This window comes from Streptomyces fulvoviolaceus, assembly GCF_000718165.1.
GTDB classification, from domain to species: Bacteria; Actinomycetota; Actinomycetes; order Streptomycetales; family Streptomycetaceae; genus Streptomyces; species Streptomyces fulvoviolaceus.
Window position 1 is genome coordinate 110348 of record NZ_JOEY01000010.1, and the last position, 24146, is coordinate 134493.

21 protein-coding genes and 4 pseudogenes are annotated in these 24146 nt (G+C 71.1%); 11 read left to right on the forward strand and 14 right to left on the reverse strand.

Annotated features, from left to right (window positions below; all coding sequences use genetic code 11):
- Window positions 1-6: 6 nt before the first annotated feature.
- The 3 genes from IG08_RS0112695 (at window position 7) to IG08_RS0112705 (ending at window position 3508) form a co-directional block, all read left to right on the forward strand.
- The gene (locus IG08_RS0112695; RefSeq protein ID WP_030600199.1) at window positions 7-2403 is read left to right on the forward strand and encodes a sensor histidine kinase; all 2397 of its coding nucleotides are present in this window, start codon (window positions 7-9) and stop codon (window positions 2401-2403) included.
- Window positions 2400-3083, forward strand: coding sequence for a response regulator (locus tag IG08_RS0112700; RefSeq protein WP_030600201.1), 684 nt, complete (start codon window positions 2400-2402; stop codon window positions 3081-3083). The genes IG08_RS0112695 and IG08_RS0112700 overlap by 4 nt, the downstream gene beginning before the upstream one ends.
- Before the next feature lie 125 nt (window positions 3084-3208).
- Complete coding sequence (locus IG08_RS0112705) at window positions 3209-3508, forward strand: SCO4225 family membrane protein (RefSeq protein ID WP_030600203.1); 300 nt, start codon at window positions 3209-3211, stop codon at window positions 3506-3508.
- Between the two features lie 18 nt (window positions 3509-3526).
- On the opposite strand, the gene IG08_RS0112710 is transcribed toward IG08_RS0112705, so the two are convergent.
- The 3 genes from IG08_RS0112710 to IG08_RS60650 form a co-directional block, all read right to left on the reverse strand.
- Window positions 3527-3940, reverse strand: a complete 414-nt coding sequence (locus IG08_RS0112710; RefSeq protein WP_030600206.1) for a VOC family protein — start codon at window positions 3938-3940, stop codon at window positions 3527-3529.
- Between the two features lie 396 nt (window positions 3941-4336).
- Window positions 4337-4681, reverse strand: coding sequence for a hypothetical protein (locus IG08_RS60645; protein ID WP_030600208.1), 345 nt, complete (start codon window positions 4679-4681; stop codon window positions 4337-4339).
- 116 nt (window positions 4682-4797) lie between these two features.
- The gene (locus IG08_RS60650; protein ID WP_030600211.1) at window positions 4798-5028 is read right to left on the reverse strand and encodes a hypothetical protein; all 231 of its coding nucleotides are present in this window, start codon (window positions 5026-5028) and stop codon (window positions 4798-4800) included.
- 110 nt (window positions 5029-5138) lie between these two features.
- Between IG08_RS60650 and IG08_RS61275 the strand changes: the two are divergent.
- Window positions 5139-5297, forward strand: a pseudogene (locus IG08_RS61275) (ATP-binding cassette domain-containing protein); the annotation flags it as partial.
- A gap of 64 nt (window positions 5298-5361) precedes the next feature.
- Here IG08_RS61275 and IG08_RS63010 read toward each other — a convergent pair.
- Together IG08_RS63010 and tnpA are read right to left on the reverse strand one after the other, a co-directional pair.
- Window positions 5362-5748, reverse strand: a pseudogene (locus IG08_RS63010) (ABC transporter ATP-binding protein); the annotation flags it as partial.
- 274 nt (window positions 5749-6022) lie between these two features.
- Window positions 6023-6454 (reverse strand): IS200/IS605 family transposase, encoded by a 432-nt coding sequence (gene tnpA, locus IG08_RS0112735; protein WP_078655571.1) that lies wholly within the window; start codon window positions 6452-6454, stop codon window positions 6023-6025.
- A 104-nt stretch (window positions 6455-6558) separates the two neighbouring features.
- On the opposite strand from tnpA, the pseudogene IG08_RS0112740 reads away from it, so the two are divergent.
- From IG08_RS0112740 to IG08_RS60070, 4 genes and pseudogenes are all read left to right on the forward strand, one after another.
- Window positions 6559-7029, forward strand: a pseudogene (locus IG08_RS0112740) (nuclease/transposase family protein); the annotation flags it as partial.
- Window positions 7030-7152: 123 nt separating this feature from the next.
- Window positions 7153-8532, forward strand: a complete 1380-nt coding sequence (locus IG08_RS0112745; protein ID WP_030600218.1) for an IS1380 family transposase — start codon at window positions 7153-7155, stop codon at window positions 8530-8532.
- Between the two features lie 171 nt (window positions 8533-8703).
- Window positions 8704-9477, forward strand: a pseudogene (locus IG08_RS0112750) (RNA-guided endonuclease InsQ/TnpB family protein); the annotation flags it as partial.
- 57 nt (window positions 9478-9534) lie between these two features.
- Window positions 9535-9678: a hypothetical protein gene (locus IG08_RS60070; protein ID WP_158812222.1), complete on the forward strand. Its 144-nt coding sequence runs from the start codon at window positions 9535-9537 to the stop codon at window positions 9676-9678.
- A gap of 25 nt (window positions 9679-9703) precedes the next feature.
- Here IG08_RS60070 and IG08_RS0112760 read toward each other — a convergent pair whose 3' ends face one another.
- From IG08_RS0112760 to IG08_RS54120, 4 genes are read right to left on the reverse strand one after another with little or no spacing between them, the layout of a single operon-like run.
- A complete protein-coding gene (locus IG08_RS0112760) occupies window positions 9704-11131 on the reverse strand; it encodes a hypothetical protein (protein ID WP_043454076.1) in 1428 nt (475 codons plus the stop codon).
- Window positions 11128-11589, reverse strand: coding sequence for a hypothetical protein (locus IG08_RS0112765; RefSeq protein ID WP_158812223.1), 462 nt, complete (start codon window positions 11587-11589; stop codon window positions 11128-11130). The genes IG08_RS0112760 and IG08_RS0112765 overlap by 4 nt, the downstream gene beginning before the upstream one ends.
- 5 nt (window positions 11590-11594) lie before the next feature.
- Window positions 11595-12149 (reverse strand): glycoside hydrolase family 16 protein, encoded by a 555-nt coding sequence (locus IG08_RS55795; protein ID WP_052424648.1) that lies wholly within the window; start codon window positions 12147-12149, stop codon window positions 11595-11597.
- Complete coding sequence (locus IG08_RS54120) at window positions 12146-12433, reverse strand: hypothetical protein (protein ID WP_043454079.1); 288 nt, start codon at window positions 12431-12433, stop codon at window positions 12146-12148. The genes IG08_RS55795 and IG08_RS54120 overlap by 4 nt, the downstream gene beginning before the upstream one ends.
- Window positions 12434-12669: 236 nt before the next feature.
- Between IG08_RS54120 and IG08_RS0112775 the strand changes: the two genes are divergently transcribed.
- A complete protein-coding gene (locus tag IG08_RS0112775) occupies window positions 12670-16410 on the forward strand; it encodes an nSTAND1 domain-containing NTPase (RefSeq protein ID WP_063757767.1) in 3741 nt (1246 codons plus the stop codon).
- Here IG08_RS0112775 and IG08_RS0112780 read toward each other — a convergent pair.
- The 4 genes from IG08_RS0112780 to IG08_RS0112800 form a co-directional block, all read right to left on the reverse strand.
- Window positions 16407-17312: a hypothetical protein gene (locus IG08_RS0112780; protein WP_030600224.1), complete on the reverse strand. Its 906-nt coding sequence runs from the start codon at window positions 17310-17312 to the stop codon at window positions 16407-16409. The genes IG08_RS0112775 and IG08_RS0112780 overlap by 4 nt on opposite strands.
- Before the next feature lie 540 nt (window positions 17313-17852).
- Window positions 17853-18329 (reverse strand): hypothetical protein, encoded by a 477-nt coding sequence (locus tag IG08_RS0112790; protein ID WP_030600225.1) that lies wholly within the window; start codon window positions 18327-18329, stop codon window positions 17853-17855.
- A 37-nt stretch (window positions 18330-18366) separates the two neighbouring features.
- Window positions 18367-18981, reverse strand: a complete 615-nt coding sequence (locus IG08_RS0112795) for a peptidoglycan-binding domain-containing protein (RefSeq protein WP_030600227.1) — start codon at window positions 18979-18981, stop codon at window positions 18367-18369.
- Between the two features lie 89 nt (window positions 18982-19070).
- Entirely contained in the window at window positions 19071-20009 is a 939-nt protein-coding gene (locus IG08_RS0112800; protein ID WP_234342860.1) for an esterase/lipase family protein, read from the reverse strand.
- 90 nt (window positions 20010-20099) lie between these two features.
- Between IG08_RS0112800 and IG08_RS0112805 the strand changes: the two genes are divergently transcribed.
- Together IG08_RS0112805 and IG08_RS0112810 are read left to right on the forward strand one after the other, a co-directional pair.
- The gene (locus IG08_RS0112805) at window positions 20100-22493 is read left to right on the forward strand and encodes a sensor histidine kinase (protein WP_199820856.1); all 2394 of its coding nucleotides are present in this window, start codon (window positions 20100-20102) and stop codon (window positions 22491-22493) included.
- Window positions 22494-22495: 2 nt separating this feature from the next.
- Window positions 22496-23152 carry a response regulator transcription factor gene (locus IG08_RS0112810; RefSeq protein WP_030600233.1) on the forward strand — a complete coding sequence of 219 codons (657 nt, stop codon included), beginning with the start codon at window positions 22496-22498 and terminating at the stop codon, window positions 23150-23152.
- 22 nt (window positions 23153-23174) lie between these two features.
- Here IG08_RS0112810 and IG08_RS0112815 read toward each other — a convergent pair whose 3' ends face one another.
- The gene (locus tag IG08_RS0112815) at window positions 23175-24137 is read right to left on the reverse strand and encodes a helix-turn-helix domain-containing protein (protein ID WP_030600235.1); all 963 of its coding nucleotides are present in this window, start codon (window positions 24135-24137) and stop codon (window positions 23175-23177) included.
- Window positions 24138-24146 lie beyond the last annotated feature (9 nt).

Sequence of the window (24146 nt, forward strand, 5' to 3'; positions counted from 1 at the left end):
ATCCTCATGAACCGAACCGACGACCGGCTCCTCCCGGTCCTGCTGATCTGCGCCCAGGCCGTGGTGTGGCCCGGGGCGGCACTCGTGCGCGGGTCCGTCCCGTCCGCGTCCGACCTTCTCGTGGCCGCCCTGGTCGCCGGACCGGTGACGGCCGCGCTCGCGCTGCGCCGTAGCCGCCCGGTGGCCGCCCTCGTCCTGGTCGCCGCCGCCTGCGCGCTGGGCGCGGGGCCGCTGCCCACCGGGGCGATGGCGGTGCTCGGGACCGCGGGCGTCGCGCTGGCCCTGTTCACCGTGGCGACCGAACGCGACACCTTCACCGCCGTGTTGTGCGCGGTGGCGCTCGCCGTATGGCAGCTGCTGCAGGGCATCACCCTGCACGGACTCAGCGACCGCGACGGCCTCGACCTCGTCCTGACCGCCCTGCTGTACGTCACCGCATGCGGCGCCGGTTTCGTCGTACGGCGGACCCGGCGCGCCCGGCAGGCGGCCGAACGCCTGCTGAAGCGGGCCGAGGTCGAGCGCCACCGGCTCCCGGCGGTCGAACGGCGCCGTATGGAACGGGAGTTGCACGACGTCAGCGCCCACCACCTGACGGCGGTTGTCGTCACGGCGGGGGCGGCACTCGGGCTGCGCGAGCGTCGTCCCGAACTGGCCGAGGAGGCCCTGGAGTTCGCGGTCGAGACCGGTCGCGAGGTCACCCGGGCGCTCGGCGCGGTACGGGCCCCGGCGCCCTCGCGGGAGGAACTGCCCTCGCCGGAGGAGCGGTTGCTGGACCTGGTCGCCGGATTCCGCCGCCTCGACCAGCGTGTGGACTGCGAGATCGACCCCCTGCCGGACGGCCTCGTCGCGGACGCGGCGTTCGGCATCGTCCGGGAGGCGCTGACCAACGTCGCCCGGTACGCCCCCGGTGCGCGGACGACGGTGCTGTGCCGCTACGGCGACACCCGCACGGACGTCGTGGTCACGAGCGCGGCCCCGCCGTCCGACTCGGTGGCCCACGGCGCGGACCTCGGCGGCGGACGCGGCCAGGGCTTCCTGCGCTCCCGGGCCCGGGAGGCGGGCGGCACCCTCCACACCGGCCCGACGGCGGAGGGCGGTTGGGAGGTACGGGCGGTGCTGCCGGGTCGTACCGCCGGGGCGGTGGAGAGGGCCGTACCGCGGACATATCGCCTGGCACAGGTGGTGGCCGCGGTGGGCCTCGTACTTCAGCCCTTGCTCCCGGCACTGGTCATCCGGACGGAGGACGCGTCGAGCGGGTCGCAGGTCTCCGCGGGCATGCTCTTCGGGCTGCTGGCGGCGGCCCAGGCGGTCGCGCTGCTGTGGATCCGCAGGGCGCCGCGTGCTGCGTACGGCGCCTTGCTGGGCCTGGCCCTGCTGTGGCCGGTGGCGATGACGGTGGGGGATTACACGGGCCCGGTGGTGCTGCCGCCGGCATTGAGCATGCTGGCCACGTGCACGGCGATGGCCGTGGCAGCGGCCTCTCAGGGGCGCGGGGCTGTATCGATTTGCGGCTCCGCCGCGATGGGGGTCCCCCCGCTCGAGCGAAGCCGAGAGTGGGGGAGCGACAAGCCCCCACCGGCCCGCAGTGACCCACGACCCCAATTCCCCCTGTCTTTTGTGTCGATCGCGGCCGCAGCCATACACACCACCGCCCTGACCATCGCCGTACTGGACCGGGGCACGACTTTCCCCATCTGGGCGGTCGTCGTGGTGTCGGCAGCCGGGGCGACCTTGGCCGTCGGCGCCGCCCACTGGGGCGGAGCCCTACGCGCCCGGCGCGACCGGGCAGCCCAGGGCACTCAGAACGCACGCCTCGCCACCTGGACCGAGGAAGCCGTCCGCGACGCCTGGGCCGAACGGCGCCGCATAGCCGCAGGGTTGGAGACAACCGTGCTGGCCCGCACCGCCGACATGGTCACGGAGGCCGAGGCGGGCCGCCTCGACGCGACCGCCGACCGCGCCCGCGAGGCCCTGGCCGCGATGCGCGCCCTGCTCGACGCGGTCCGGGACGGCGGGACGGGGCCCGAGCTGCGCCCGCAGCCCACCCTCCAGGCCCTCGACCTGCTCGCCCAGCAGAGCCGGGCCACCGGCCGCGACGTGGAGATACGGCTGACCGCCCGCGTACCCGAGCGGCTGCCCACCGCCGTGGACCTGGCCGCCTACCACGCCGCCGAGACGGTACTCGCGGCCGCCGGCGAGGAGCCCGCGGTGCTCGAACTCGACGCGCACGACGGTACGTTGACGCTCACGGCCACCGGGGTGCCCCGCGCCGCCCACCCCGTCGTACGGGAAAGGCTGGCGACACGGGTCGCGGCACTCGGCGGCACGGTGACCACCGGTCCGTCGGACACGGTCGGCCTCCGGCTGCCACTCGCGCCGGTCGACGAGGAGAGGGAACGATGAGTCTCAAGGTGCTGGTCGTCGACGACCAGGGCATCGTCCGGGCGGGGTTCGCCGCCGTGATCGACGCCGAGGAGGACATGACGGTCGTGGGAGAGGCCGCCGACGGCGCCGAAGCGGTGCGGCTCGCCGGGGAGTTGGCGCCCGACGTGGTCGTCATGGACGTACGGATGCCCGAGCTGGACGGCATCGCCGCCACCCGCATCATCACGGGACGGGAGAACGCGCCCCGGGTCCTCGTGCTGACCACCTTCGACCTCGACTCGTACGTCTTCGACGCGCTGCGCGCCGGCGCCTCCGGGTTCCTCCTCAAGGACGTCCACCCCTCCGAACTGCTGCAGGGCATCCGGGTGGTGGCGACCGGCGAGAGCGTGCTCGCCCCCTCCGCGACCCGCCGCCTCATCGGCCACTACGCGTCCGGGGCGGGCGCCGGATTCCGGTCCGGGAGCGGCCCGCGCGAGCTGGACAGTCTCACCGGGAGCCAACGGAACGTCCTCGGCCTGCTCGCGGCCGGGCTCAACAACGCGGAGATCGGCGAGGAACTCGGCATCACCGTCGGCACCGTGAAGTCCCACGTGAACGCGCTGCTGCGCAAACTCGGCCTGCGCGACCGCGTCCAGGCGACGATCCTCGCCTACGACCTCGGCCTCGCCCACCCGAACCCGCCCGGCACCCACCTCTGACCGCCACGACCGCCACGACCGCCACGACCGCCACGACCGCCACGACCGCCACGACCGCCACGACCGCCACGACCGCCACGACCGCTACGACCGCTACGACCGCTACGACCGAGGAGCCAACCCCCGTGCCCCACCGTCTGCGTCACGCCCTCACCGACGTCGTCGCCCTCGTCTACCTGGCCGTCTGTGCCGTCCTGCTGGTGTGGGCGCTCGTGGTGACGGCCACCGACAGCTCGGACGAGTCCATGGCGGGTGTGATCCCGCTTCTCGCCACCGCTCCGTTCAGCCTCGTCTTCCTCGCGCTGCCGGACGGCGCCGTGATGTTCGTCGTCGCCGTCGCCTTCGGGGCGCTGGTCAACGCCACGGTGATCGGCTGGTGCTCCCGCGCCCTGCGCCGCGGGGGCGGCCGGGGTCCGGTGTCCTGAACCCCGGCCGCCGCCCGGTCAGCCCTGCGCCTGGCTGATGTTGACCATCCACGGGACGCCGAAGCGGTCGGTACACATGCCGAACACGTCGCCCCACATCTGCTTCTCGAGCGGCACGGCCACCGTGCCGCCGGCCGACAGCTTCTCCCAGTAGCCGCGCAGCTCGGCGTCGTCGTCGCCGCTCAGGCTCACGGAGAAGTTGTCGCCCGGGTTGCGCGGCATCCCGGGCGGGTTGTCGGCGCCCATCAGGGTGAAGCCGCTCGGGGTCTCCAGCAGGCCGTGCATGATCTTGTCGGCCTCGGGGGCGTCCCCCTGGCCGAAGGCGCCGTAGGTGTTGAGGTCCAGCGTGCCGCCGAAGACCTCCTTGTAGAACTCCATCGCCTGGCGGGCGTCGCCGCCGAAGCTGATGTAGGGATTGAGTCGCGATGCCATGAAATCCTCCCTTAGTGGTGCAAAGGTGAGCTCTGCGGAGGTTAACGCTCCGCGAGAGTGTGGGCGACCGTACGACCGACGGCCGTGCACGAAGTCATCGGCGGCGGATGGTGTGCTGCGTCACAGGTGAGGGCCTGGCCGGGCTGGGGTCAGCCGGCGGTCGTGGTCGGGTTCGACCCACATGTTGACGGCCGTCCCCCAGCCGGGTGGCTCCCTCGCGGGAGAAGGCCATGGCGTCCTCGGTGACGTCCTCGGAGATCGCGCCGCCCATCGACGGCCTGCGTTCCCCGGCCCGGAGACGCTGCCGCCCCCTCCGGCCGCCGTCCGTCGCGACCTCGACCAGTTCTTCCGGACGCGGTTCGGTCTCTGAACCTGTTGTCCCAGGTCAGTTCGGCTTCAGGGCGATCGCGTGGCCGCCGGGGCCATGGGGCCCGCCGCGCGCAGCTGCCGGGCCAGGCGGGCCGGGTCCGCGTCGGCACGTCCCGCCAGTTCGCGGGCGAGCGCGGCGTGCCGCAGCTGCCGGGAGGACGGGGTCTGGGTGCTCAGCACCACGTCGCGGGGCAGCTCGGGCAGCCGGTAGCGGCCAGTGCCGGCCCCGCCGGTGTCCGCGTCCCAGACCAGGATCCGGGCGGTGACGGCGGCGTCGATCAGCGGCAGCAGCTCGTCCGGTGCCAGGCCCTGGACGTCGGCGAGCAGACCGACGTCCAGCCGGTCACCGTCGGCGGCGGCGTAGGTGAGCATGGTGCGGGCCGGGTCGGGCAGTCCGAGAAGCCGCGCGTGGAGGATGTTGCGTACGGCGGCCGGTACCTGCGCCCGCGGGCCGGTGCGCTCTCCGGCCGGGAGCTTGATCAGCTCGGTCAGGGTAACGGGTTCCCTTCCGTGCGCCGGTGCAGCGCCGCCGCCTCCTCGGGCAGGACGTCCTCGCCGTGCGCCGCGAGCAGTGCGGCCACGTCGGCGGAGGTCAGCGGCTGCAGGGTCAGCCAGGTCGCGCCGATCAGGGCGAGGTCGGTCGTCAGCAACCGGCCGGGCCGCCGAAGCAGTTCGGCCAGCTGCGAGCCGAGGACCCTCGCGCGCCAGGGGGCGTTCACCTCGCCCTCCCGACGGTTCCCACGACCTGAGCGGCATTGACGTCATCGACGTCGTCGACGATGTGTCCGTCAGCGAGGGCGAGCACGCGGTCGGAGTGGGCGGCGGCCTGCGGGTCGTGCGTCTGCTCGGCATCAGTGACCGCCTGTCCCACCGGCCCGCCGAACTTTCCGGCGGCCAGCAGCAGCGCGTGGCGCTGGCCCGCGCCCTGCTGGCCCGCCCCGTCGTGCTCTTCGCCGACGAGCCCACCGGCAACCTGGACTCGCACTCCACCATGACCACGGTCTGGCCGAGGTCGCGCACGGAGCGGCGCAGGAGGTCGAGGACCTCCGCGCCCGGCCGGAGAGGGTGACGGGCAGCACGATGTTCTCCAGAGCCGTCAACTGGGGCAGTAGATTGAACGACTGGAAGACGAAGCCGACCTTGTCCCGCCGTACGCGGGTCAGCTCCCGGTCGGAGAGACCGGTCAACTCCGTGTCGCCCAGGACCACTTGGCCCGAGGTGGCCGAGTCGAGACCGGCCAGGCAGTGCATCAGCGTCGACTTGCCCGAGCCCGACGGGCCCGTGATCGCCGTGAACCGCGCCCGGGCGAAACCGACCGTGACTCCGTCCAGGGCCCGGACCTCTGCCTGCCCCTGCCGGTAGACCTTGACCAGATCCACGGCTGCCGCGATGTGCTCACCGCTGGCCGCGTACCTGTCCGGTGCTTGAGTCGTGTTCATGAGCTGAATTCCCCCTTGTCGCGGCGTGTCAGGACGCGATCGGAGGGAATTCGAGGGTGATCTTCGCATTCGAGCAGTGGGTGTTGGCCTCGTCCGCCAGTTCCTGCAGCTTCTCCTTCTGCGGGGGCGTGCCCTCCGCCGTCGCCTGCAGGGCCGCCCACCCGCTGTAGATCGATCTTTGATCTTGGCCAGCGTTCCGGCGTTTACGGCGGGGGTGAAGGCCATCTCGGGACTGCTCTGACCCGCACGGGAGTACGCGTCGCCACTGTTCGTCTCAGCCCGCGGGGCGCTTCTGGTTCTCGATGTACTGCCTCACGACGGTCAGAGGCGCCCCGCCACAGCTTCCGGCGAAGTAGGACCCGGACCAGAAGTGGCCGCCCCACAGGTACCGGCGTACGTGGGTTTCGTACTCCTTGCGGAGCAGCCGGGCGGAGACTCCCTTGAGGGAGTTGACCAGCTTGGAGAGCTGGACCTTGGGCGGGTAGTGCACCAGAAGGTGTACGTGGTCCTGTTCGCCGTTGAACTGCTTCAGCTCTGCCTCGAAGTCCGCGCACACCTCCCGCATGATCTCTTCGCAGCGCGTCAGCATCTCGTCGGTGAAGGCGCCGAGTCGGTACCTGGTGACAAACACCAAGTGGACATGCAGGCTGTGGACGACGTGACGGCCGGTGCGTACATCGGGGTTTGGAGTCCAGCGTGGCGACATAACCCAAATGGTACAGTGATCACATGAACACGGAACGTGCGTATGTGAAGCGGCAGTTCGGGCATCGCGCCCGACTGGCGCTGACGCCTACGCAGGTCCTGCTCATGGACGATCAGGCTCATGCGGCACGGGCGATGTGGAACCAGCTCCACGACCTGTGGACGATGACACCCAAGTGTCAGAGGTCGCTGTCCCGTATGGACGAGACGTTGCGGCAGGCCCGCAAGGAGATCGACTGGTATGTGGTCCTTCCCGCGCAGGCCGCGCAGGCGGTACTCAAAACGTACGTCCAGGCGTGGAAGAACTGCTGGGCCGGCCGCGCTGAGGAGCCGACGTTCAAGGCTCGCATCCGCAGTGTGATGTCCGTGGACGTCCCGCAGGGCCGGGACCTCCAGATCAAGCGGGTGCACCGACGATGGGGCATGGTCAACATCCCCAAGGTCGGACGGGTTCGGTTCCGCTGGACCAAAGACCTGCCCGTCGGCAAACAGGCCGACAAGGAGAACCGGATCACCGGGGCGCGGCTCGTCAAGGACGCGCTCGGCTGGCATATCGCCTTCCGTATCCAGACTCTAGCCTCGCGCTTTCGCGGGTGGGTCTGTCCGGGTCTTGATCAAAAAAGCGGAGAGTGCTGCTGACCTGCAACGATGGGACTTGTCGAGGGTCCTGTCAGCTGCAAGGAAAGAAGCACTCTCCAGGTGAAGAAGACTACCGGGTCGTACCCGCGTGTCCGTGTCGAGGGCGGCGGTCATGGGGTGGTCGCGCAGGCCGGGTCGGTGCTACTGGTCGAGACGGTCCGCAAGGTGGGCCTGGACACCGCGATATCGGCGGCACTGGCGTCGTGGCGCAAGCCGCGGGCCGTGCACGATCCGGGCAAGATCCTGCTGGATGTGGCCCTGGCCGTCGCGCTCGGCGGAGACTGCCTGGCCGACGTCGGCCTGCTGCGGGCCGAGCCGGACCTGTTCGGCCCGGTGGCCTCCGACCCGACGGTCTCCCGTCTGATCGACACTCTCGCCGCGTCCGGCCCCAAGGCCCTCGCCGCGATCAGGTCGGCGCGGGCCGAAGTGCGGACGCAGGTCTGGGAGTTGGCCGGTGCCAACGGTCCGGCAGCCGACGGGCAGGTGACCGTGGACATCGACGGGGTGTTGGTCCTCGCGCACTCCGAGAAGCAGGACGCCACCGCGACCTGGAAGAAGACCTTCGGCCATCACCCGCTCGTCGCGTTCGTCGACCACGGCCAGGCCGGGTCCGGGGAGCCGGTGGCCGCGCTGCTGCGGCCCGGCAACGCAGGCTCCAACACCGCGAGCGATCACATCGCGACCGCCCAGCTCGCCCTGGCCCAACTCCCCAAAGCCCTGCGGCGGGGACGGCAGACGCTGATCCGCACCGACTCCGCCGGCGGCACCCACGCCTTCCTCAACTGGCTCTCCAAGCCGGGCCGGTGGCTGTCGTATTCCGTCGGAATGACCATCACCGACACCCTCCACCAGGCCGTCCTGAAGATCCCGAAGAAGGCATGGACACCGGCCTACGACGCCGGCGCCACCGAGCGGCCCGGCGCCTGGGTCGCCGAGATCACCGACATCCCCGACCTCAGCACCTGGCCCACGGGCATGCGCCTGATCGTCCGCAAAGAACGGCCGCACCCCGGCGCCCAGTTGCGCTTCACCGACCTCGACGGACTACGGCTCACCTGCTTCGCCACCAACACGAAAGGCGGCCAGCTCGCCGGCCTGGAACTGCGTCACCGCAGACGGGCCCGCTGTGAGGACCGTATCCGGGGCGCCCGCGACACCGGCCTGCGCAACCTGCCCCTGCACGACACCGCACAGAACCAGATCTGGCTGGAGATCATCTCCCTCGCACTCGACCTCCTCGCCTGGATGCCGATGCTCGCCCTGACCGGCAACACCCGCCGCTGGGAACCCAAGAAGCTCCGCCTGCGCCTGTTCTCCGCCGCCGCGCAACTGGTCAACACCGGCCGCCGCCACTGGCTCCGCTTCACCACCCGATGGCCCTGGACCGACCTCATCACCCACGCGATCGACAGGCTCCACACTCTCCCGAACCCCGGCTGACCAGCTACTTCGACCGTCCCGACAACCCGCACCATCGCACCGGCGAAGTGGAATCCGGCGCTCACCCGACGCGACAGCCGGGCCCTCCCCATGCCCTGGCACAGAAAGGCCGCACCCCACAGACACAGAGTCCCCGTCAGAGAACTGACGAGGACTCATGAACGATCGAGGCTAGAGGTCAAGCCCGCACCGCACGCCGGTCCCGAGGTCGGTATCGACGCCGGGGTGAACCTGCCCCTCGCTCTGTCCGACGGCAACCACCAGGACCACGGGCGCGTGCCCCGACTCCCGGATGGCACCGCCGACCGGGACAAGTGGCTGAACCCGGACGAGAAGGCCAAGCTGCTCCGCCTGGAGCAGCGGGCCGCGCACCGCAAGAGCTTCCGTAAGCCCCAGGGGAAGTCTTCCAACCGGCTGCACCGCACCTACGACCAGATCAAGCAGCTCCGCGCAAGAGCCACGCGCCGTAGCGTTGACTGGCAGCACCAGACCACCACAGCCATCGCCCGCCAGTACGGCACGATCGTGGTGGAGGCATTGCAGATCACGAACATGGTCAAGTCCGCCAAGGGCACCCTTGAGGAACCCGGGAAGAACGTCGCGCAGAAGTCCGGTCTGAACCGCTCCATCAGCCAAGAGGCATGGGGCCGCACCGTGACATTGCTGACGTACAAGACCGCCCGATACGGCGGCACCCTCCACGAGGTTCCCGCCCCGAACACGTCCCGACGCTGCTCCGCCTGCGGGTTCATCACCCCTGGAAGCCGGGAGGACCAGGCCACGTTCGTGTGCAAGAACCCGGACTGCGGATGGGAAGGCAACGCCGACCACAACGCGGCCCGGAACATCTTGCACCTGAACCGGATGGGCCACGCGCTCATCCCGGCTGCCGGAAGGGCAGTCGCAAGGCGCACTCGCGGCGTCAAGCCCACCACCGCAAGGTAGGTAGGAATCTCCTTCCTGAGCCTTGCCGAAGGGAGGAGAGCACTTCAATTCCTCGATATGCGCGCGACGTTCAAGGGGCACGGGGCGTGCGGCTCCGACTCCTGGGTCAACGACCTGACCAACGCGTCCGCGGTCTTCCACCCCAACGCGGCGGGTTACACGAAGGGTTACGCCGCGAAGCTCAAGGCCACCTGGAGCTGACCCCCGCCCCGCGAGGTGGCCGCGGTCACCGTTCGACGACCGGACGGAACGCGTCCCGTACGTCTGACTTGGCGGTGGAGACGAACTGGTCGCCCGGCCCCAAGTCGTACGTGCCGTAGGACTTGTAGTGCAGGACGCCCGGGCAGCTTCCCCCGCTGATCTGCACCTCGCGCGGATCGATGCGCTTTCCGGTGCGCAGCGCGTAGACCTTCAGCGGGATCTTGATCTTGTAGAAGGTCACTTCGTGGGGGAGGTACTCGGACCGGTCGTTCTCGTAGGAGCACGTCTCGACGGAGGCTCCGTGCTCCGCCGTGTCCGCGCAGACCACGAGCGCGGCCTCGGTCGGGTCGGGGGTGCGCCAGCCGGCCGGGAGCTTGTCGGTGTACTCGGCGTCGCCGAGGAACAGCGCCTGGTTGAGCCCCTTGCGGTACGGCGGGGCGCCGCTGTACTTGACGGGCCTGGCGCAGTAGCCGGAGTCCACGCCGGTCGTGCCCGAGAGCAGACGGCGTACCTGGGCCAGTTCGAGGGCGCGGTCGGCCTTCGCCACACCGCTGCGTGCCTTGTCCGTGCGGGCGTCGTCCGGGTACTCGTCGAGGAGGTACTGGTAGCGCGCCCGCGCCTGCTGCCAGTCCTCCTCGGCCATCAGGTCGTCGCCGCATCCCGTCAGCGCGGCGGGCTCCGCGCGCGCCACGGTGGCGGCGGACCGGTCCAGTACGTCACGGGTGGGCTTACGGTCGTGGAGCCAGCCGGTGATGTCGGCGGTGGCGCACGGGTCCTCGGTGGGCAGGCCGTCGAGGAAGGCGTCCAGGACCGTCCTGACGGTCTGCTCGTTGCCGGGCTCGTCCAGGACCTCGGTGAGGATGCGGAAGCCTCGCTCCAGGTCGTCGGTCTCCCCGGTCCGCGCGACGTCGGCGAGGGCGGACGCGGCGTTCTCCAGCCGGTGGCACGCCGCCACCGCCGCCTCGCCGGGTTCGAGCACCGGGGCGGCCGCCAGGCGGTGGCCCCACCACACCTCGCCCTGCGCGGCCACGGCCGCCTCGCAGTCGCCGCCCTCGCGGGCCTGGGTCACGCGGTCCTCGATGCCGTACGCGTCGAAGCGCAGCAGCCCGGCGGTCAGCAGTACCGCGAGCGTGACGGCGAGTGCGCCCGCGCGCTGCCCGCGTCGTACGACGTGCTCCGCGCGTCCGTGCGCCAGGGACCAGCCGTGCGCGATGCCGGCCGCCCACCACAGGAGCAGCAGGATCTCGGCCCAGGTCGAGGCGGTGGAGGCGGTGACGTTGAGGAGCCAGACCGTGCCGATCAGGGTGAACGCGGCCAGCTTCCAACAGCGCAGCATCAGATAGCCGATGCCGAGGAGTGAGGCGTTGCCGAGTGCCGCGGCCAGCGGATCGCACGGGGCCGAGGGCGGCTCCGGCGGCTGGTCCGGGTCGGGTTCGTATGCCGGGTAGGTCATGCCGGGAACCCCTGACGTGCGGTGGGCGCCGGGCCGCGTACGGAGAACCAGTAGGTGGCGGCGTTGCCGAGCGCCATCCACAGGGCCACCACATCGATGCCGAAGAGCACGAGCATCGCGAGGCTGGGCGCCCCGGAGACCAGCGAGGCGAGGAAGCCGACGGCCGTCGACAAGGCCACGAAGATCAGCCACACGACGAGAACCACATTGACCCAAGGGCGGCGCCTGCGAGCCAGTACGACGCAGACGATCTGGAGTGCCGCCGTCCCGGAGCAGAACAGCGCCACGAACCAGGCAGTGCCCATCGGCATGAGCAGGTCCTGATTGTGTTCCTGCTTGCTGTAGTTCTCCTGGAGGATCGCCCAGCCGCCGAGGGCCGCGCTCAGCGCGTTCACGGTGACGATCACGAGAACGAAGATGATGGCCCAGGGCATGCGTACCTTCGGAGAGTTCTGCATCGCGATCACCTCACGCTTTCGTTGTCCGGCAGGTCGTGGAGGTCGTGGAGGTCGTAGACCCGGGCCCAGTCCACTTCGTAGACAGCGCTCTGCAGGTCGTCGCCGTGGAAGTTGTCGAGCTGGATGGTCTGGTGCATGGACGGCGCGCACTGGATGCAGTCGCGGTCCGCGTTCGCGCCGCCGGAGAAGCGGAACCACTCCTCGCCGTCGAGGAAGCCGCGCACGTGGTCCGGGGTCCACTCGACGGCGACGTCGTGCCACTGCGACAGGTCGACGCCGCATTTCTGCGCGAACTCCTGCTGCACGGGCACGTCTTCGGGGTGCGGGTAGTGCAGGAACGCCTCGGCGCACTGCTCGCCCGGGGCGCCGTTCTCCAGGTAGTCGTACTCGCCGTCCTCGGGGTGCTCGTCCGAGTCCGGCCACAGGATCAGCAGCGGGTGGTACGGCCGCCCGTTGTCGGGGGCGGTGGCCCGGGAACGTACGCGGGCCTCCCACCGGCCGTAGCGCTGTCCGTACGGCGAGGCGAGCCAGCCGGTGTCGCCGTTCGCCTCGCCGGTCATGCGCAGGACGCCGCCGACGACCCGGGTGTTGACGTCGCAGCGGCGGCCGTTGCCGCTGTGGCCGGGCCAGCACGCGCCGGGACCGCCGCCCGCCACTTGTCGCGGTCCGGTACGGCGGGGGCGGCCTCGGAGCCGTAGTCGAACTCGTCCGACCACTCGGGCAGCGGGTCGCCCCAGCCGTACCGTTCGGCGGCGGTCGCCGGACGGTCGGGTGCCGGGGCGGCGTTCACCGTGGCCGCTGCGAGTGCCGCGGCGACTCCCAGGGCGAGGTGACGTCCGTACATGAGTCTCCTTCGGTCGAGGGGTGGCCCGAGCCCTCCCCTCGCCGGGCTCGGGCCACCCTGTGTGCCTCGACCAGTCGACCGCCGTGCGCGGTTGTTCGGCAGGCCCTCTCCCGGCACCGAACAAGCCGGGTGCACCAAGTGGCCGGGAGGAAGCGTGAGGATCGGGTGAACTCCCGTGCCCTGCCCGGCGGCAGGTCGGAAAGTCGATCGAGGGTGAACGAGGGGACTGCGGGCATATGTCGGGACAGCCAGGGCCGGGGCGCACCGAGGGCGAGCTGGATCCGGAGGCCGGGCCGGTGGCGGGGTTCGCCGCCGAACTGCGCGCGCTGCGCGAGGCCGCGGGGAAACCCACGTACCGGGCGATGGCCCAGCGGGCGCGGTACGGGGTGACCACCCTGTCGCAGGCGGCGGCCGGGAAGCAGCTGCCCACCCGCGCGGTGCTGCTCGCCTACGTGAAGGCGTGCGGCGGGGACATCGTCGAGTGGGAGCGGCGCTGGCGCGAGGTGTCGGACGTGCTGGCCGCCGAGGCGGCTGCCGCCGACGAGGCCGCCCGGCCGCCGTACCGCGGCCTGACCCGGTTCGAACCGGGCGACGCCGATCTGTTCTTCGGCCGCGACCAGCTCGTGGAGCGGCTGACCGACCTGAACCGCAAGCACCGGTTCACCGCGGTCTTCGGCCCCTCGGGCAGCGGCAAGTCCTCGCTGTTGCGGGCCGGGTTGATCCCTCGGCTGCGCGCAGCGCAGGACGACGTCCCCGCTGCCGTACGGATTCTCACCCCCGGCGCCGACCCGCTGCGCACACACGCCGACCGGCTCACGCCCGTACCCGGCACCGACGCCGACACCTGGCTGATCGTCGACCAGTTCGAGGAGCTGTACACCCTCGGCGCCGACCCGGCCGACCGGGACGCCTTCATCGACCGCCTCGTCGCCGCCACCGACGCCGACAGCCGGCTGCGGGTCGTCATCGCGGTGCGGGCCGACTTCCTCGGCCGCTGCGCCGAACACCCCGGCCTCACCGCCGTGTTGCAGGACGCCACCCTGCTCGCCGGGCCCATGAGCCGCGCGGAGCTGCGGGAGGCCATCGTCCGCCCGGCCGCCGCGGACGGCCTGATCGTCGAACGCTCCCTGACCGACCGCCTTCTGGACGAGGTCGAGGGCGCACCGGGCGGACTGCCGCTGATGTCGCACGCCCTGCTGGAGACCTGGCGCCACCGCAGCGGCCGCGTCCTCACCGAGACCGCGTACGAGACGGCCGGTGGGCTGCACGGCGCCGTCGTCCGTACGGCCGAGCAGGTCTACGACGAACTCACCGGGCCCCAGGCCGAGTTGGCCCGCCGTATCCTGCTCCGCCTGGTCGCCCCCGGCGACGGCACACCCGACACACGCCGCCCCACCGAACACGCGGAACTCGACCTCGGCGGCTCCGCCGACACCGGAGTGATACTGGAACGCCTGGTCCGCGCCCGCCTCATCACCTTCGACGACGGCACCGTCGACCTCGCCCACGAAGCCCTCATCACCGCCTGGCCCCGCCTGCGCGCGTGGATCGACGCCGAACGCGACCGGCTGCGCGTCCACCGCTCGCTCTCCGAGGCGGCCCGCACCTGGCAGGCACTCGGCCGGGAGAACGCCGCGCTCTACGCCGGCTCCCGGCTGTCCGCCGCCCGCGACGCCTTCCCGCGCGGCACCGCAGCGGAGGACCGCCGTGGCGACGAACTCACCCCGTCGGAGCGGCAGTTCCTCACCGCCTCGCTCCGGCGTCGGCACCGCGCCGCCCTCCTGCGCCGTACGGTCGTGGCCGTACTCGCCGCGCTCGTGCTGCTCGCCACCGGCACCGCGGTCGTCGCCCTCCAGGCGCGTGCCACCGCGCAGGCGGAACGGGACGACGCCGTCTTCGGCCGGCTCACCGCAGAGGCCGACCAGGTCCGCGAGACCGACGCCGGCCTGGCCGCCCGGCTCGACGTCGCCGCGTACCGCATGCGTTCCACCCCGGACCTGCGGACGCGGCTGGCCTCGGACGCGGGCCGGGTGCAGGCCACCCGGCTGGCAGGGCACGACGGTATCGGCAGCTCCGTGGCGTACGCGCCCGACGGCCGCACCCTCGCGAGCGGCGGCCACGACGGCATGGTCCGGCTGTGGGACACCGACCGGGCAAGACCGCTGGGCGACCCGCTGCGCCTGCGTACGGGACCGGTCGGCGCGGTCGCCTTCTCCCCGCCCGGGGCCGACCTGCTGGTGGCCACCGGGAAGGGCGGCGGCATCCAACTGTGGGACGTACAGGACCGGTTGCGGCCCCGCGCCCTCGGCCGGCCGCTGGTGAGCCACGATGAGCAGAACGTCGTCTCCGTCGCGTTCGCCCCCGACGGCCGGCGGCTCGCCACCGCCGGCGACGACGGGACCGTACGGCTGTGGGACCTGAGCGACCCGGCCCGCCCCGCGCCGATCGGCGAGCCGGTCGAGGCCGACGCGTCCGAGTCACGCAGCGTCCGCGCCGTCGCCTTCGCCCCGGACGGGAACACGCTGGCCACGGCCGGCTACGACGGCACCGTACGGATGTGGCGGCTCGACGGGAACGACCAGATCTCGCCGCTCGGCAAGCCGCTGCGCGCACACACCGCCCCTGCCTGGACGCTGGCCTTCTCCCCGGACGGCCGGACGCTGGCCACGGCCGGCTTCGACGAGACCGTACGGCTGTGGGACGCGTCCGACCCCGGCCGCGTGCGGCCGCTGGGCGAACCGCTCACCGGGCACACCGCGCCCGTGATGTCGGTGGCGTTCAGTGCCGACGGCGAAACCCTGGCGACTGCCGGCGAGGACGACTCGCCCATCCTCTGGAACGTGGCCAACCCCGCCTACCCGCAGCAGCTCGGGGAGCCGCTGGCCGGCCACACGGAGGCCGTGTGGGAGGTGGCCTTCAGCCCAGACGGCCGTACCCTCGCCAGCACCGGCGCCGACGGCAGCGTCCGCCTCTGGCACCGGCCGCCGACCGTCCTCACCGACTTCACCAACCCGCTGACCGCCGTGGCGTACAGCCCCGACGGCAGCCTGCTCGCCGTCGCCAGTACCGACGACGGGTTGATCCGCCTGTGGGACGTACGCCGTCCGGACCGCCCGCGCCGGCTTCCGCGGACGCTCGCCCACGAGGACGCGGTGCTGGCCGTCGCCTTCTCCCCGGACGGCCGTACGGTGGCGAGCGGTTCGCAGGACGGCACCGTACGGCTGTGGGACGTCTCCTCGCCCGAACACCCCGCCCGACTCGGCGAACCGCTGGACGCGCACGAAGGCGGCGCCCTCGCCGTCGCGTTCGCCCCCGACGGCCGCACGCTGGCCACCGGCGGCGAGGACGACACGGTGCGGCTGTGGGACACCGACAGGGGGAGACCGCTGGGCGAACCGCTGCGCGGCCACACGGACGCCGTCAGCTCCGTGGCCTTCAGCCCCGGCGGCCGCACCCTGGCCTCCGGCAGCTGGGACGCCACGGCGCGGCTGTGGCACGTGGGCGACGGCACGCCCGCGGGCGCGGCCCTCACCGGGCACGACGAGCAGATCAACGCGGTCGCGTTCGCCCCGGACGGGAAGACGCTGGCCACGGCCGGCGACGACCGTACGGTGCGGCTGTGGGACGTGGAACAGGTAGACCGCGTACGCCAGTTGGGGAAGGAGCTGGCCGGGCACCGCGGGGCGGTCAGGTCCGTGTCCTTCGCCCCGGACGGGAAGACGCTGGCGACCGGCAGCGGCGACCACACGGTCCGCCTGTGGGACGTCGCCGACCCGGCCCGTGCCGAGCCCTACGGCCAGGAGCTCACCGGCCATCTCGACACCGTCACCTCCGTCGCCTTCAGCCCGGACGGCGACGCCCTCGCCTCCGTCGGCTACGACCTGACGGCCCGGGTGTGGACCCTGGACCCGGACCGCGCGGCGGACTACGTCTGCGCACACACCGGGGGTGTCCGCACCAGCGCCAAGGGTTGTTAGGGGGCGGAGAACCTCAGTACGGCACCCTCCTCGTTGTGCGCGACGACGACCGCCTTCAGGGCGCTGCCGAACGTGGCCTCGCCGCCCGCGCCGCCGAGCTGCATCCAGGAGCCCTCCGTCTGGAAGTTGACCAAGTCGTCGGTCACGGTGATGTGCACGCTCATGTCGTTCGCCGTGATGTCCGCCGTGGAGGTCACCAGGATCTCGCACGCGCCGTCCGAGCACGCCTTGGTGTTCTTGCCGTCGGCCGCCTTGGGCAGCGGGCCGGTGGCGTCGGGCTCGGGCGTCCCCTCGGCTTCGTCGGTGGGCTTCCAGCCCGGCGCGCACTGCTCGGCACGCTCGTACGCGGCCGCGAGCAGGGGGTCCTTCTTCGTCAGTGCGGGCAGGTCCGGCGAGGGCGGGGTGAGGGACTGGACGAGCTTGTCGACGTCGGCGGCACTGCCCTCGGCGTCGTCGAAGGCCGCGCTCGGGGACATCGCGTCGAGTTGGGGTACGACCCGCCTCAGCTTCGTCTGCCAGGCGTCCAGCAGCCGGTCGGCCACCGGAACGCCGGACGAGCCGAGGCCTCCCAGATCGCTCTGCACGCCCTCCACCTCCGACGGTGTCCCGGAGACGTAGCTCACCGCGAGGGCTTCGGCGGGCAGACCGGCATTGTCCGCTGACCTGTCCGCGTTCCGGATCTCCTTCAGATCCGCCGCGCTCTCCGTCCGCAGGTTCCCGAGCTCGGCCGTCGACGCGCACATGCCGCCGACCCACGTCACCAGTTCCTTGGACGGCGTACGTGACGGCGTCGGTGCCGGCCGCCCCGAGCTCGTGTCATCGCCCCCGGCCCCGCCCCCGCACGCGCCCAGGGTCAGGACCAGCCCGGCGGCCACCACCGCGACGCTTCCCCTCTTGACCATCCAACTGCCCCTCTCCGTGCGGTGGTTCCGACGTCACGGGCCGTCCGCCGGCACCGTGAGCCCAGTTCAACGCGGCACGGATTGTTCGGTCACCCGGTCCGCAGCGGTGAACAACGCCCGGTGGTCCGATGCGGAGCCGAACCCCTGTCGAGTACAGCCGAGGAAAGAGGGCCGATCACCAGAAACACCCCATACCGCAGCGGGGGATCCGCCACGATGCCCACGTGAACGAACACGGATTCCTGGAGAGCGCCCAGCAGTTCGCGGCCTACCTGTCCGAGCTCCGGAGCAGTCTCGACCCCGAGTCGTAAGGACTGCTGCTGCGCATCCTCAAGGACACGGGCACGGAACCCGTTCGCAGCGAGGCCGAGCGGGAAGACCTCCGGCGCGAGGTCGAGGCGATCGCCAAGGCCAGCGGCCTCGAGTCGTAGCCGTCCCCTTCAGGACCGGCCCACCGACAGCGTGGTGCGGTCGGGGAAGACGCCGAGGGGAACGCGTCCGTCCCGCACCGACCGGTGCGGGACGGACGCGTTCGGCGGGTCAGTCGCAGTTATGGCCCCACGAGGTGTCGGGACTCCAGGTCTTCTCGCCGGAGGACGCGCCCTTCCAACTGAACGTCGCCACCGGGCGGAAAGTCGGGTTTGGCCAGTCGCACGGGTCGACGGTGACGGTGGCGGCCAAGTCCGCGGTGTCATGCCAGCCGTCGTAATCCTTAGCGGAGCGCACCGTCACCCAGGCCCAGCCGTTGGCGGTGTTGCTGAAGTTCTGAAGCTTCACGTCGGTGACCTTGACCTGGTAGCTGCCGCCACCGTCGACGTCGGTGATCTTCGCCCGCGCTCGGTAGGTGTCGGCGGTCTCGTCCCACCAGACGGTGGCGCAGCGCTTGACCTGCGTGCCGTAGCAATACCAATCGCTTGATGCGGATGCCGACGACGGGGTGAAGACGATCGACGCGCCGAGCGCCGCGGCGACCAACGCGCCGGTGGTGCCGAACCGGCCCACACGCTTGAGCCTCATGAAAACTCCTCCTGAAATGCGTCTCTGAACCGGCCCGCTACGCGCAGGCGGGCAGGGTGCTGCGCGAGAAGTCGCGCACGCGGGTGGTGGTCTGGGCGTTGTCGCTGCCGTACCTCCCGATCCAGACCACGAGCTTCGTGCTGTCGTGCGTCCTGGCGGCGATCTGGCCCTGGGCGGCGATCCGGTCGTCCGAGATGGCGTCTCCCTCGAAGTAGCCGCCCTCCACGTAGAACACCCAGTCGGCGTTCTTGCCCGAGTTGTTCCACACGGAGTAGCGGAATCGCGTCGAACTCGCCTTGCACATGTACACGGTGACCCCGGCTTTCCATCCCAGGGCCTTGCCGTAGGTCTGCAGCTTCCGCCAGGTCTTGGGGCCGACCTTGCCGTCGACGGTGAGGCCGGCGTCGTCCTGGAACGACCGGACGCGGCTCCGCGTCCCCGAGCCGTACACGCCGTCCGCGCTGAGCTGACCCAGATTCGTCTGGAGCAGCTTCACGCAGGTGCCACGGCTGCCGTAGCTGAGGTAGGTGCTGGAACAGCTCGCGGCCTTCGCGGAGGGAGTGGACGCGACGAGGAGCGTGAACGTCGCGGCGAGCACAGCGAAGGCTGTGGGCAGTGCCGTCAGCGCACGGATGCGAGAAGTGGCAGACATAGCGGACCTTTCATCGATGATGTCAGCGCCCCGCGAGGGGACACGGTCGGGCATGGGGGTCGGCATGACCGGAAAGCGGGATGGTCGACCTATGTCGTGGAGTGGGAGAGCACCGCCAGGCGTGCCTGCTCCACGGGAGAGACGCGCTTGTCCCAACTACTCCACACGCTGCCCCGCGCGGTGTGCTTGATCCTGCTCTTGTGTCTTTCGGAGCTGATGGTCCTGATTTCGGTGTGGCTGATTCCGGCGTCGTACTGAACTTCGTGCTCCGCAATGCCGGCGATGCCGGATACTTCGGAGGTGGTTTTGTCGTCGAACGACGAAACGGTGGTCCAGTCGGTGCCCATGCGGGAATTCGGCATGGTGCTCTTGAAGCTCTTGAGGAACGCACTGCCCGGCCTCATTTCCACGCACTGCTGCCAGATCAGATTGCAGGCGTCGGCCGATGTGGTTCCGCCGTGCGGGGTGCCGAGCGTGGCGACGTCCTCGATGAAGAGGTACGGCGGGAAGTCCGAGGTGCCCTCGCGGGTGTGGTGCAGCGCGGCGCGGACGACGAGACCGCCCATGGAGTGGGCGACGACGTCGACCTTTATGCCCTTCTTCGAGTAGTTGGTGTAGACGTAGTTTGCGAACGCCCTGGCCACGGTCTTGATGGACTTGTCACGGTTGCCGTTGTACTTGTACGAGCAATTCGTGTCGCCCGAGTAGTAGCCGAAGGTGAGCAGGTTTCCCTTCCACTCCTCGCCCTTGAAATGCGTACGGGCGGAACGGAAGTAGTCGGCGCAGTCGACCTTGCCGGTGATCGGAGAGAACCCGTGAACGAAGATGACCCGGTTACCGGACCCGTTCGACCGGGACGGCGTATCCACCGCACTGGCCGGCGTGACCGTGAGCATGGTGATGGCAACTGCCAGCGCCGCGGAAAGAAGCAGCGCAAGCCGTCTCTGCAGTCTCTGCATGGAAATCCCCCGTGATTGAGTGTGGGTTTTCTGTACCGCACGACGGAAACAGTAGATCGGCCCGGTCACTGAGTGTGCCGGTCGTTCGACCCACAGGGATTCGACTCACAAGGAACGGCCGCGCTCCACCGTGATCGTCGGTCAACTACTCTCATCTCCATGGGGCATGGGGGATCCAGCGAGCGCCTGTTGAATCTGGCCCTCGAGCGGTTCGGGGTGTGGCTCCGGTCCATCGTGGTCTGTCTGTGCGGTGCGCTGGGCATCGTCTCGGCGGATGCGGCGGAGATTCCCCTGGCGGCGTCTCTGCTGGTGCCCGCCTTCCTCGCCTGTGGTGTGCGCCTTTACTCGCTGCGCCGCCCGCGCCTGTTCCCCTCCGCGCTGCTGTGGACGTTGGACGCGGCCGTGCTGGTGCTGACGGGGCTGTCTCAGCCGGTGCTCGGCGGCGAGGGCGCGGATGTGATGGTGGAGGCGATGGTCGGCATCAGCGTCGTCGCCTTCCAGTACGAGTGGGCGACGCGACCGGTGGCCGGGGCTGCCCTGGCAGCGTTGGGGGCCGTCGTCTCCGTGCTGGGCGACGTCTTCTCCTCGCCCGGGCAGAGCCCCGACCTGGTACCTCTGGTGCGGATGCTGATCCAGGTGGGCCTGTCGAGGGCCGCCTACCTCATCGTCCGGGCGCTGGCCAGGGCGGCCGACCGGTCGGCCGCGGTCAGGGCGGCGGCGCGCCGGGAGATGGAAGTCGCCGCCGCACGCAGGGCGACCGAGCGCGAGTACCTGGCGACCCTGCACGACACGGCGAGCGCGACGCTGCTGATGGTCTCCCAGGGCGACGGCCGGGACTGGACGTGGCTGCCTCCACGTGCCAGACAGGATCTGGAGGCCATGTCGGCCGTACCCGGATTCGAGACGGGGAGCGTCGACCTCGCGGCTCTTCTCGGCTGTGTGCCCGAGGGTGAGGGACAGGCCAGGGTGCGGCTCAAGACGTACATCGAGGGCCCGCTCGCGATTCCGTCCGGCCCCGGGCTCGCGATATTCAACGGGGTCCGGGAGGCCGTCACCAATGTGGCACGCCATGCCGGGGTGCGGGAGGCAGAGCTCAGGGCATGGACGGAGGGGGACGGCGCCGTCGTCGAACTGTCCGACGCGGGACGGGGCTTCGACCCGGAGTCCGTCCCCGCACGGCGCCGGGGCATCTCCGGTTCCATCATCGGCAGGATGCACGCGGTCGGAGGCTCCGCTTCCGTCACCTCCCAGCCGGGCACCGGGACCTGCGTGCAGTGGCGCTGGCACGGCCGGGCCCCGGCGTCACAGGCAGGGGACGGAGCGCAGGCGACCGGCGTACCGCGCCCGCCCCGCGCCCAGGTACAGCACACGGCCGACGTCCGCTTCATCCGCGGACGGCTCCTTTACGGGACCCAGCTGGCCGTGCTGCTGATCAGCCTGGTGTGGCAGTTCACCATCTCGCTGCGCCGGCTCGTGGTCCACCAGGACCTGTACCGCCCCGCGTGGGCACAGACAGCCGCCTTCGTCTGCCTCGCCGCCGTCGCGGTGATCGGGGGCGCCTATCTGCTGCGTGGCAGGCGGATCCCGCCGAGGGTGCGCGGGTGGAGCCTGGGCTCGGTGCTGGCCGTTTCGGCGGTATGCGCGTTCACGCTTCCGCCGGAGCAGTCGACAGCCGCGCCGGACTGGGCGTTCGGAGTGGTCGGCTGGCATGCGCTGTTCCTGCTGGCAGACCTGCGGGTCAGGGTGTACGCGGCGTTCCTCGGGGCGCATGTGGGGCTCAACGCGAGCTCTGTGTTCCTGTCCGGGGCGCCGACCGCCGCCGAGTGGGCCACCATGGGGATCTCCACGATAGCCAGCTGCGGCTTCCAGCTCTCCGTCGGTGTACTGATGACGAACCTGCTTCACGGTACGGCGCCGGCAGCGGGGACCGCGGCCGCACGGGAGGAAGAATTGCGTACCCGGGAACGCATCCACGAGGACATGCAGCGTGATCACAAGGAGCGTTATCGCGCGCTGACGGCGACGACCGTGCCGCTGCTCGTGGGCCTCGGCCATGGTGTGCTGAGCCCGCACGACGAGGAGGTCAGGCTGCGGTGCGGTGTGGAAGCCGCCCGTATGCGCCGCCTGTTCGCGGAGAGCGATGCCGTCCTGGACCCGCTGCTGAACGAGTTGCGGGCGTGCGTGGAGGTGGCCGAGCACCAGGGGGTGACGGTGAGCCTGGCCGTACGAGGGCGGCCGGGTGAGGTGCCCGTGGAGGTACGCAGGGAGCTGGTCGACCCGGTGGCGGTGATCCTGGGCCGGACCCGCTCGACCGCGCGGGTGACCGTCGTGTGGACACCCCTCGCGGTACGCGTGAGCGTGGTCAGCGAGGACTGCGCCGACGGCCGTGGCACGGAAGGCACAGGAGGCATGGAAGGCACGGAAGAGGCCGCTCAGGCACACGGCCGTGCCACGGACGCGAAGGTGACCGTGGAGCGAACGACGCGCGGCGGAAGTGTGTGGGTGGAGGCCGGCTGGAGAAGACCGGCGACCTCCGGAGTTGACCTGACATGAGCATGAGTGACAACGCACCGGTCAGCGTGGTCGTCGTCGACGACCATCCCGCCATCCTCTCGGGCGTGGAGGCGTGGTACGCCGCATCACGGCGGCCCATCACCGTGGTCGCGGCCGGCGACTCCGTGGGGGAAGCCTGGACCGCGCCGGGCAGCACGGCCGATGTCGTCGTCCTGGATCTGCAACTGGGCGAGGGCGGCCCCGCCTTCGGCAGCCTCCGAAGACTCGTCGACGCCGGGCGGCAGGTGGTCGTCTATTCGATGCGGGACGACGAGAAGACAGCGCTCAACTGCCTGGACCTGGGAGCCGCGACCTTTCTGACCAAGAGCGAGGGCCGGGACCACCTGGTCGAGGCGACGCTGGCGGCAGCGGACGAGCGGCCCTACATGCCGCCCGCGCTGGCCGGCGCGCTGGGCACGAACACCCGCGCCGACCGCCCCCAGCTCTCCCTGCGCGAGGAGAACGTGCTCATCGAGTGGTTCCAGTCGGAGTCGAAGGAGTTGGTCGCGCAGCGTCTCGGCATCTCCGTACGGACGGTCAACTCGTATCTGGACCGGGTGCGGATCAAGTACGCGAACCTCGGCCGCCCCGCACGCACCAAGGCAAGCCTGGTGGCCCGCGCCATCCAGGACGGGCTGGTCGACGTGAACGACCTCTGAGCACGGGCAAAGGGGCCGGGCCCTAGGTGACGGTCGGGTCGGTGCGGGGCCGTGAGCGGAAGGTGCGGCGGTAGGTGTCCGGAGGCACGCCGACCGTGCGGTTGAAGTGGCGGCGCAGGGTCGTGGCGGTGCCCATGCCGGTGGCGGCCGCGATGGTGTCGACGACGTCGTCGGTGGTCTCCAGCAACTCCTGGGCGCGGCGGATCCGTTGGGTCAGCAGCCACTGCAGCGGGGTGGTGCCGGTGGCCGCCCTGAAGTGGCGGCCCAGGTTGCGCGAGCTCATCCGCGCCCGGCGGGCCAGGTCCTCCACGGTGAGCGGCTGGTCGAGGCGTTCGAGCACCCAGGGGAACAGCGCGGCGAGCGGGTGGTCGTCACGGGCGGGCACCGGGGTGGCGACGAACTGGGCCTGGCCACCGGCCCGGTGCGGCGGCACGACCAGCCGCCGGGCGGCGACGTTGGCGACCGCCGAGCCGTGGTCGAGGCGGACCAGGTGCAGGCACAGGTCCAGCGCGGCGGCCTTGCCGGCGGAGGTGAGCACGCTGCCGTTGTCCACGTAGAGCACGTCCGGGTCGACCTCCACCTCGGGGTAACGGTCGGCCAGGGCCTCGGTGTGCGCCCAGTGCGTGGTCGCGCGCCGGCCGTCCAGCAGACCGGCGGCGGCCAGCACGAACGCGCCCGTGCAGAGGGAGGCCACCCGCGCCCCCGCCTCGTGGGCCGCCCGCACCGCGTCGATCAGCTCGGCGGGCGGGTCCACGTCCACGTCCGCCCAGCCGGGGACGATCACGGTGTCGGCCTGCCGGAGTCGGTCCAGCCCGTGGTCGGGCTCCAGCCGGAACCGGCCGAACCGCACGGCGTCCGTCCCGCAGACGGTGACGTCGTACCAGGGGACGGCCACGGCGTCCGGGGCGGTGCCGAACACCTCGTACGCCACGGACAGTTCGAAGTGCAGCATCCCGTCGGTGACGGCCAGCGCGACAGAGGTCATGTCCGGAAC

Bases quoted from the DNA above. Each gene is read 5' to 3' on its own strand.
- IG08_RS0112695 (WP_030600199.1), top strand. From the start codon at position 7: ATGAACCGAACCGACGACCGGCTCCTCCCGGTCCTGCTGATCTGCGCC.
- IG08_RS0112700 (WP_030600201.1), top strand. From the start codon at position 2,400: ATGAGTCTCAAGGTGCTGGTCGTCGACGACCAGGGCATCGTCCGGGCG.
- IG08_RS0112710 (WP_030600206.1), bottom strand. From the start codon at position 3,940: ATGGCATCGCGACTCAATCCCTACATCAGCTTCGGCGGCGACGCCCGC.
- IG08_RS60645 (WP_030600208.1), bottom strand. From the start codon at position 4,681: ATGCTCACCTACGCCGCCGCCGACGGTGACCGGCTGGACGTCGGTCTG.
- tnpA (WP_078655571.1), bottom strand. From the start codon at position 6,454: ATGTCGCCACGCTGGACTCCAAACCCCGATGTACGCACCGGCCGTCAC.
- IG08_RS60070 (WP_158812222.1), top strand. From the start codon at position 9,535: ATGCGCGCGACGTTCAAGGGGCACGGGGCGTGCGGCTCCGACTCCTGG.
- IG08_RS0112760 (WP_043454076.1), bottom strand. From the start codon at position 11,131: ATGACCTACCCGGCATACGAACCCGACCCGGACCAGCCGCCGGAGCCG.
- IG08_RS0112765 (WP_158812223.1), bottom strand. From the start codon at position 11,589: ATGCAGAACTCTCCGAAGGTACGCATGCCCTGGGCCATCATCTTCGTT.
- IG08_RS55795 (WP_052424648.1), bottom strand. From the start codon at position 12,149: ATGACCGGCGAGGCGAACGGCGACACCGGCTGGCTCGCCTCGCCGTAC.
- IG08_RS54120 (WP_043454079.1), bottom strand. From the start codon at position 12,433: ATGTACGGACGTCACCTCGCCCTGGGAGTCGCCGCGGCACTCGCAGCG.
- IG08_RS0112775 (WP_063757767.1), top strand. From the start codon at position 12,670: ATGTCGGGACAGCCAGGGCCGGGGCGCACCGAGGGCGAGCTGGATCCG.
- IG08_RS0112780 (WP_030600224.1), bottom strand. From the start codon at position 17,312: ATGGTCAAGAGGGGAAGCGTCGCGGTGGTGGCCGCCGGGCTGGTCCTG.
- IG08_RS0112790 (WP_030600225.1), bottom strand. From the start codon at position 18,329: ATGAGGCTCAAGCGTGTGGGCCGGTTCGGCACCACCGGCGCGTTGGTC.
- IG08_RS0112795 (WP_030600227.1), bottom strand. From the start codon at position 18,981: ATGTCTGCCACTTCTCGCATCCGTGCGCTGACGGCACTGCCCACAGCC.
- IG08_RS0112805 (WP_199820856.1), top strand. From the start codon at position 20,100: ATGGGGCATGGGGGATCCAGCGAGCGCCTGTTGAATCTGGCCCTCGAG.
- IG08_RS0112810 (WP_030600233.1), top strand. From the start codon at position 22,496: ATGAGTGACAACGCACCGGTCAGCGTGGTCGTCGTCGACGACCATCCC.
- IG08_RS0112815 (WP_030600235.1), bottom strand. From the start codon at position 24,137: ATGACCTCTGTCGCGCTGGCCGTCACCGACGGGATGCTGCACTTCGAA.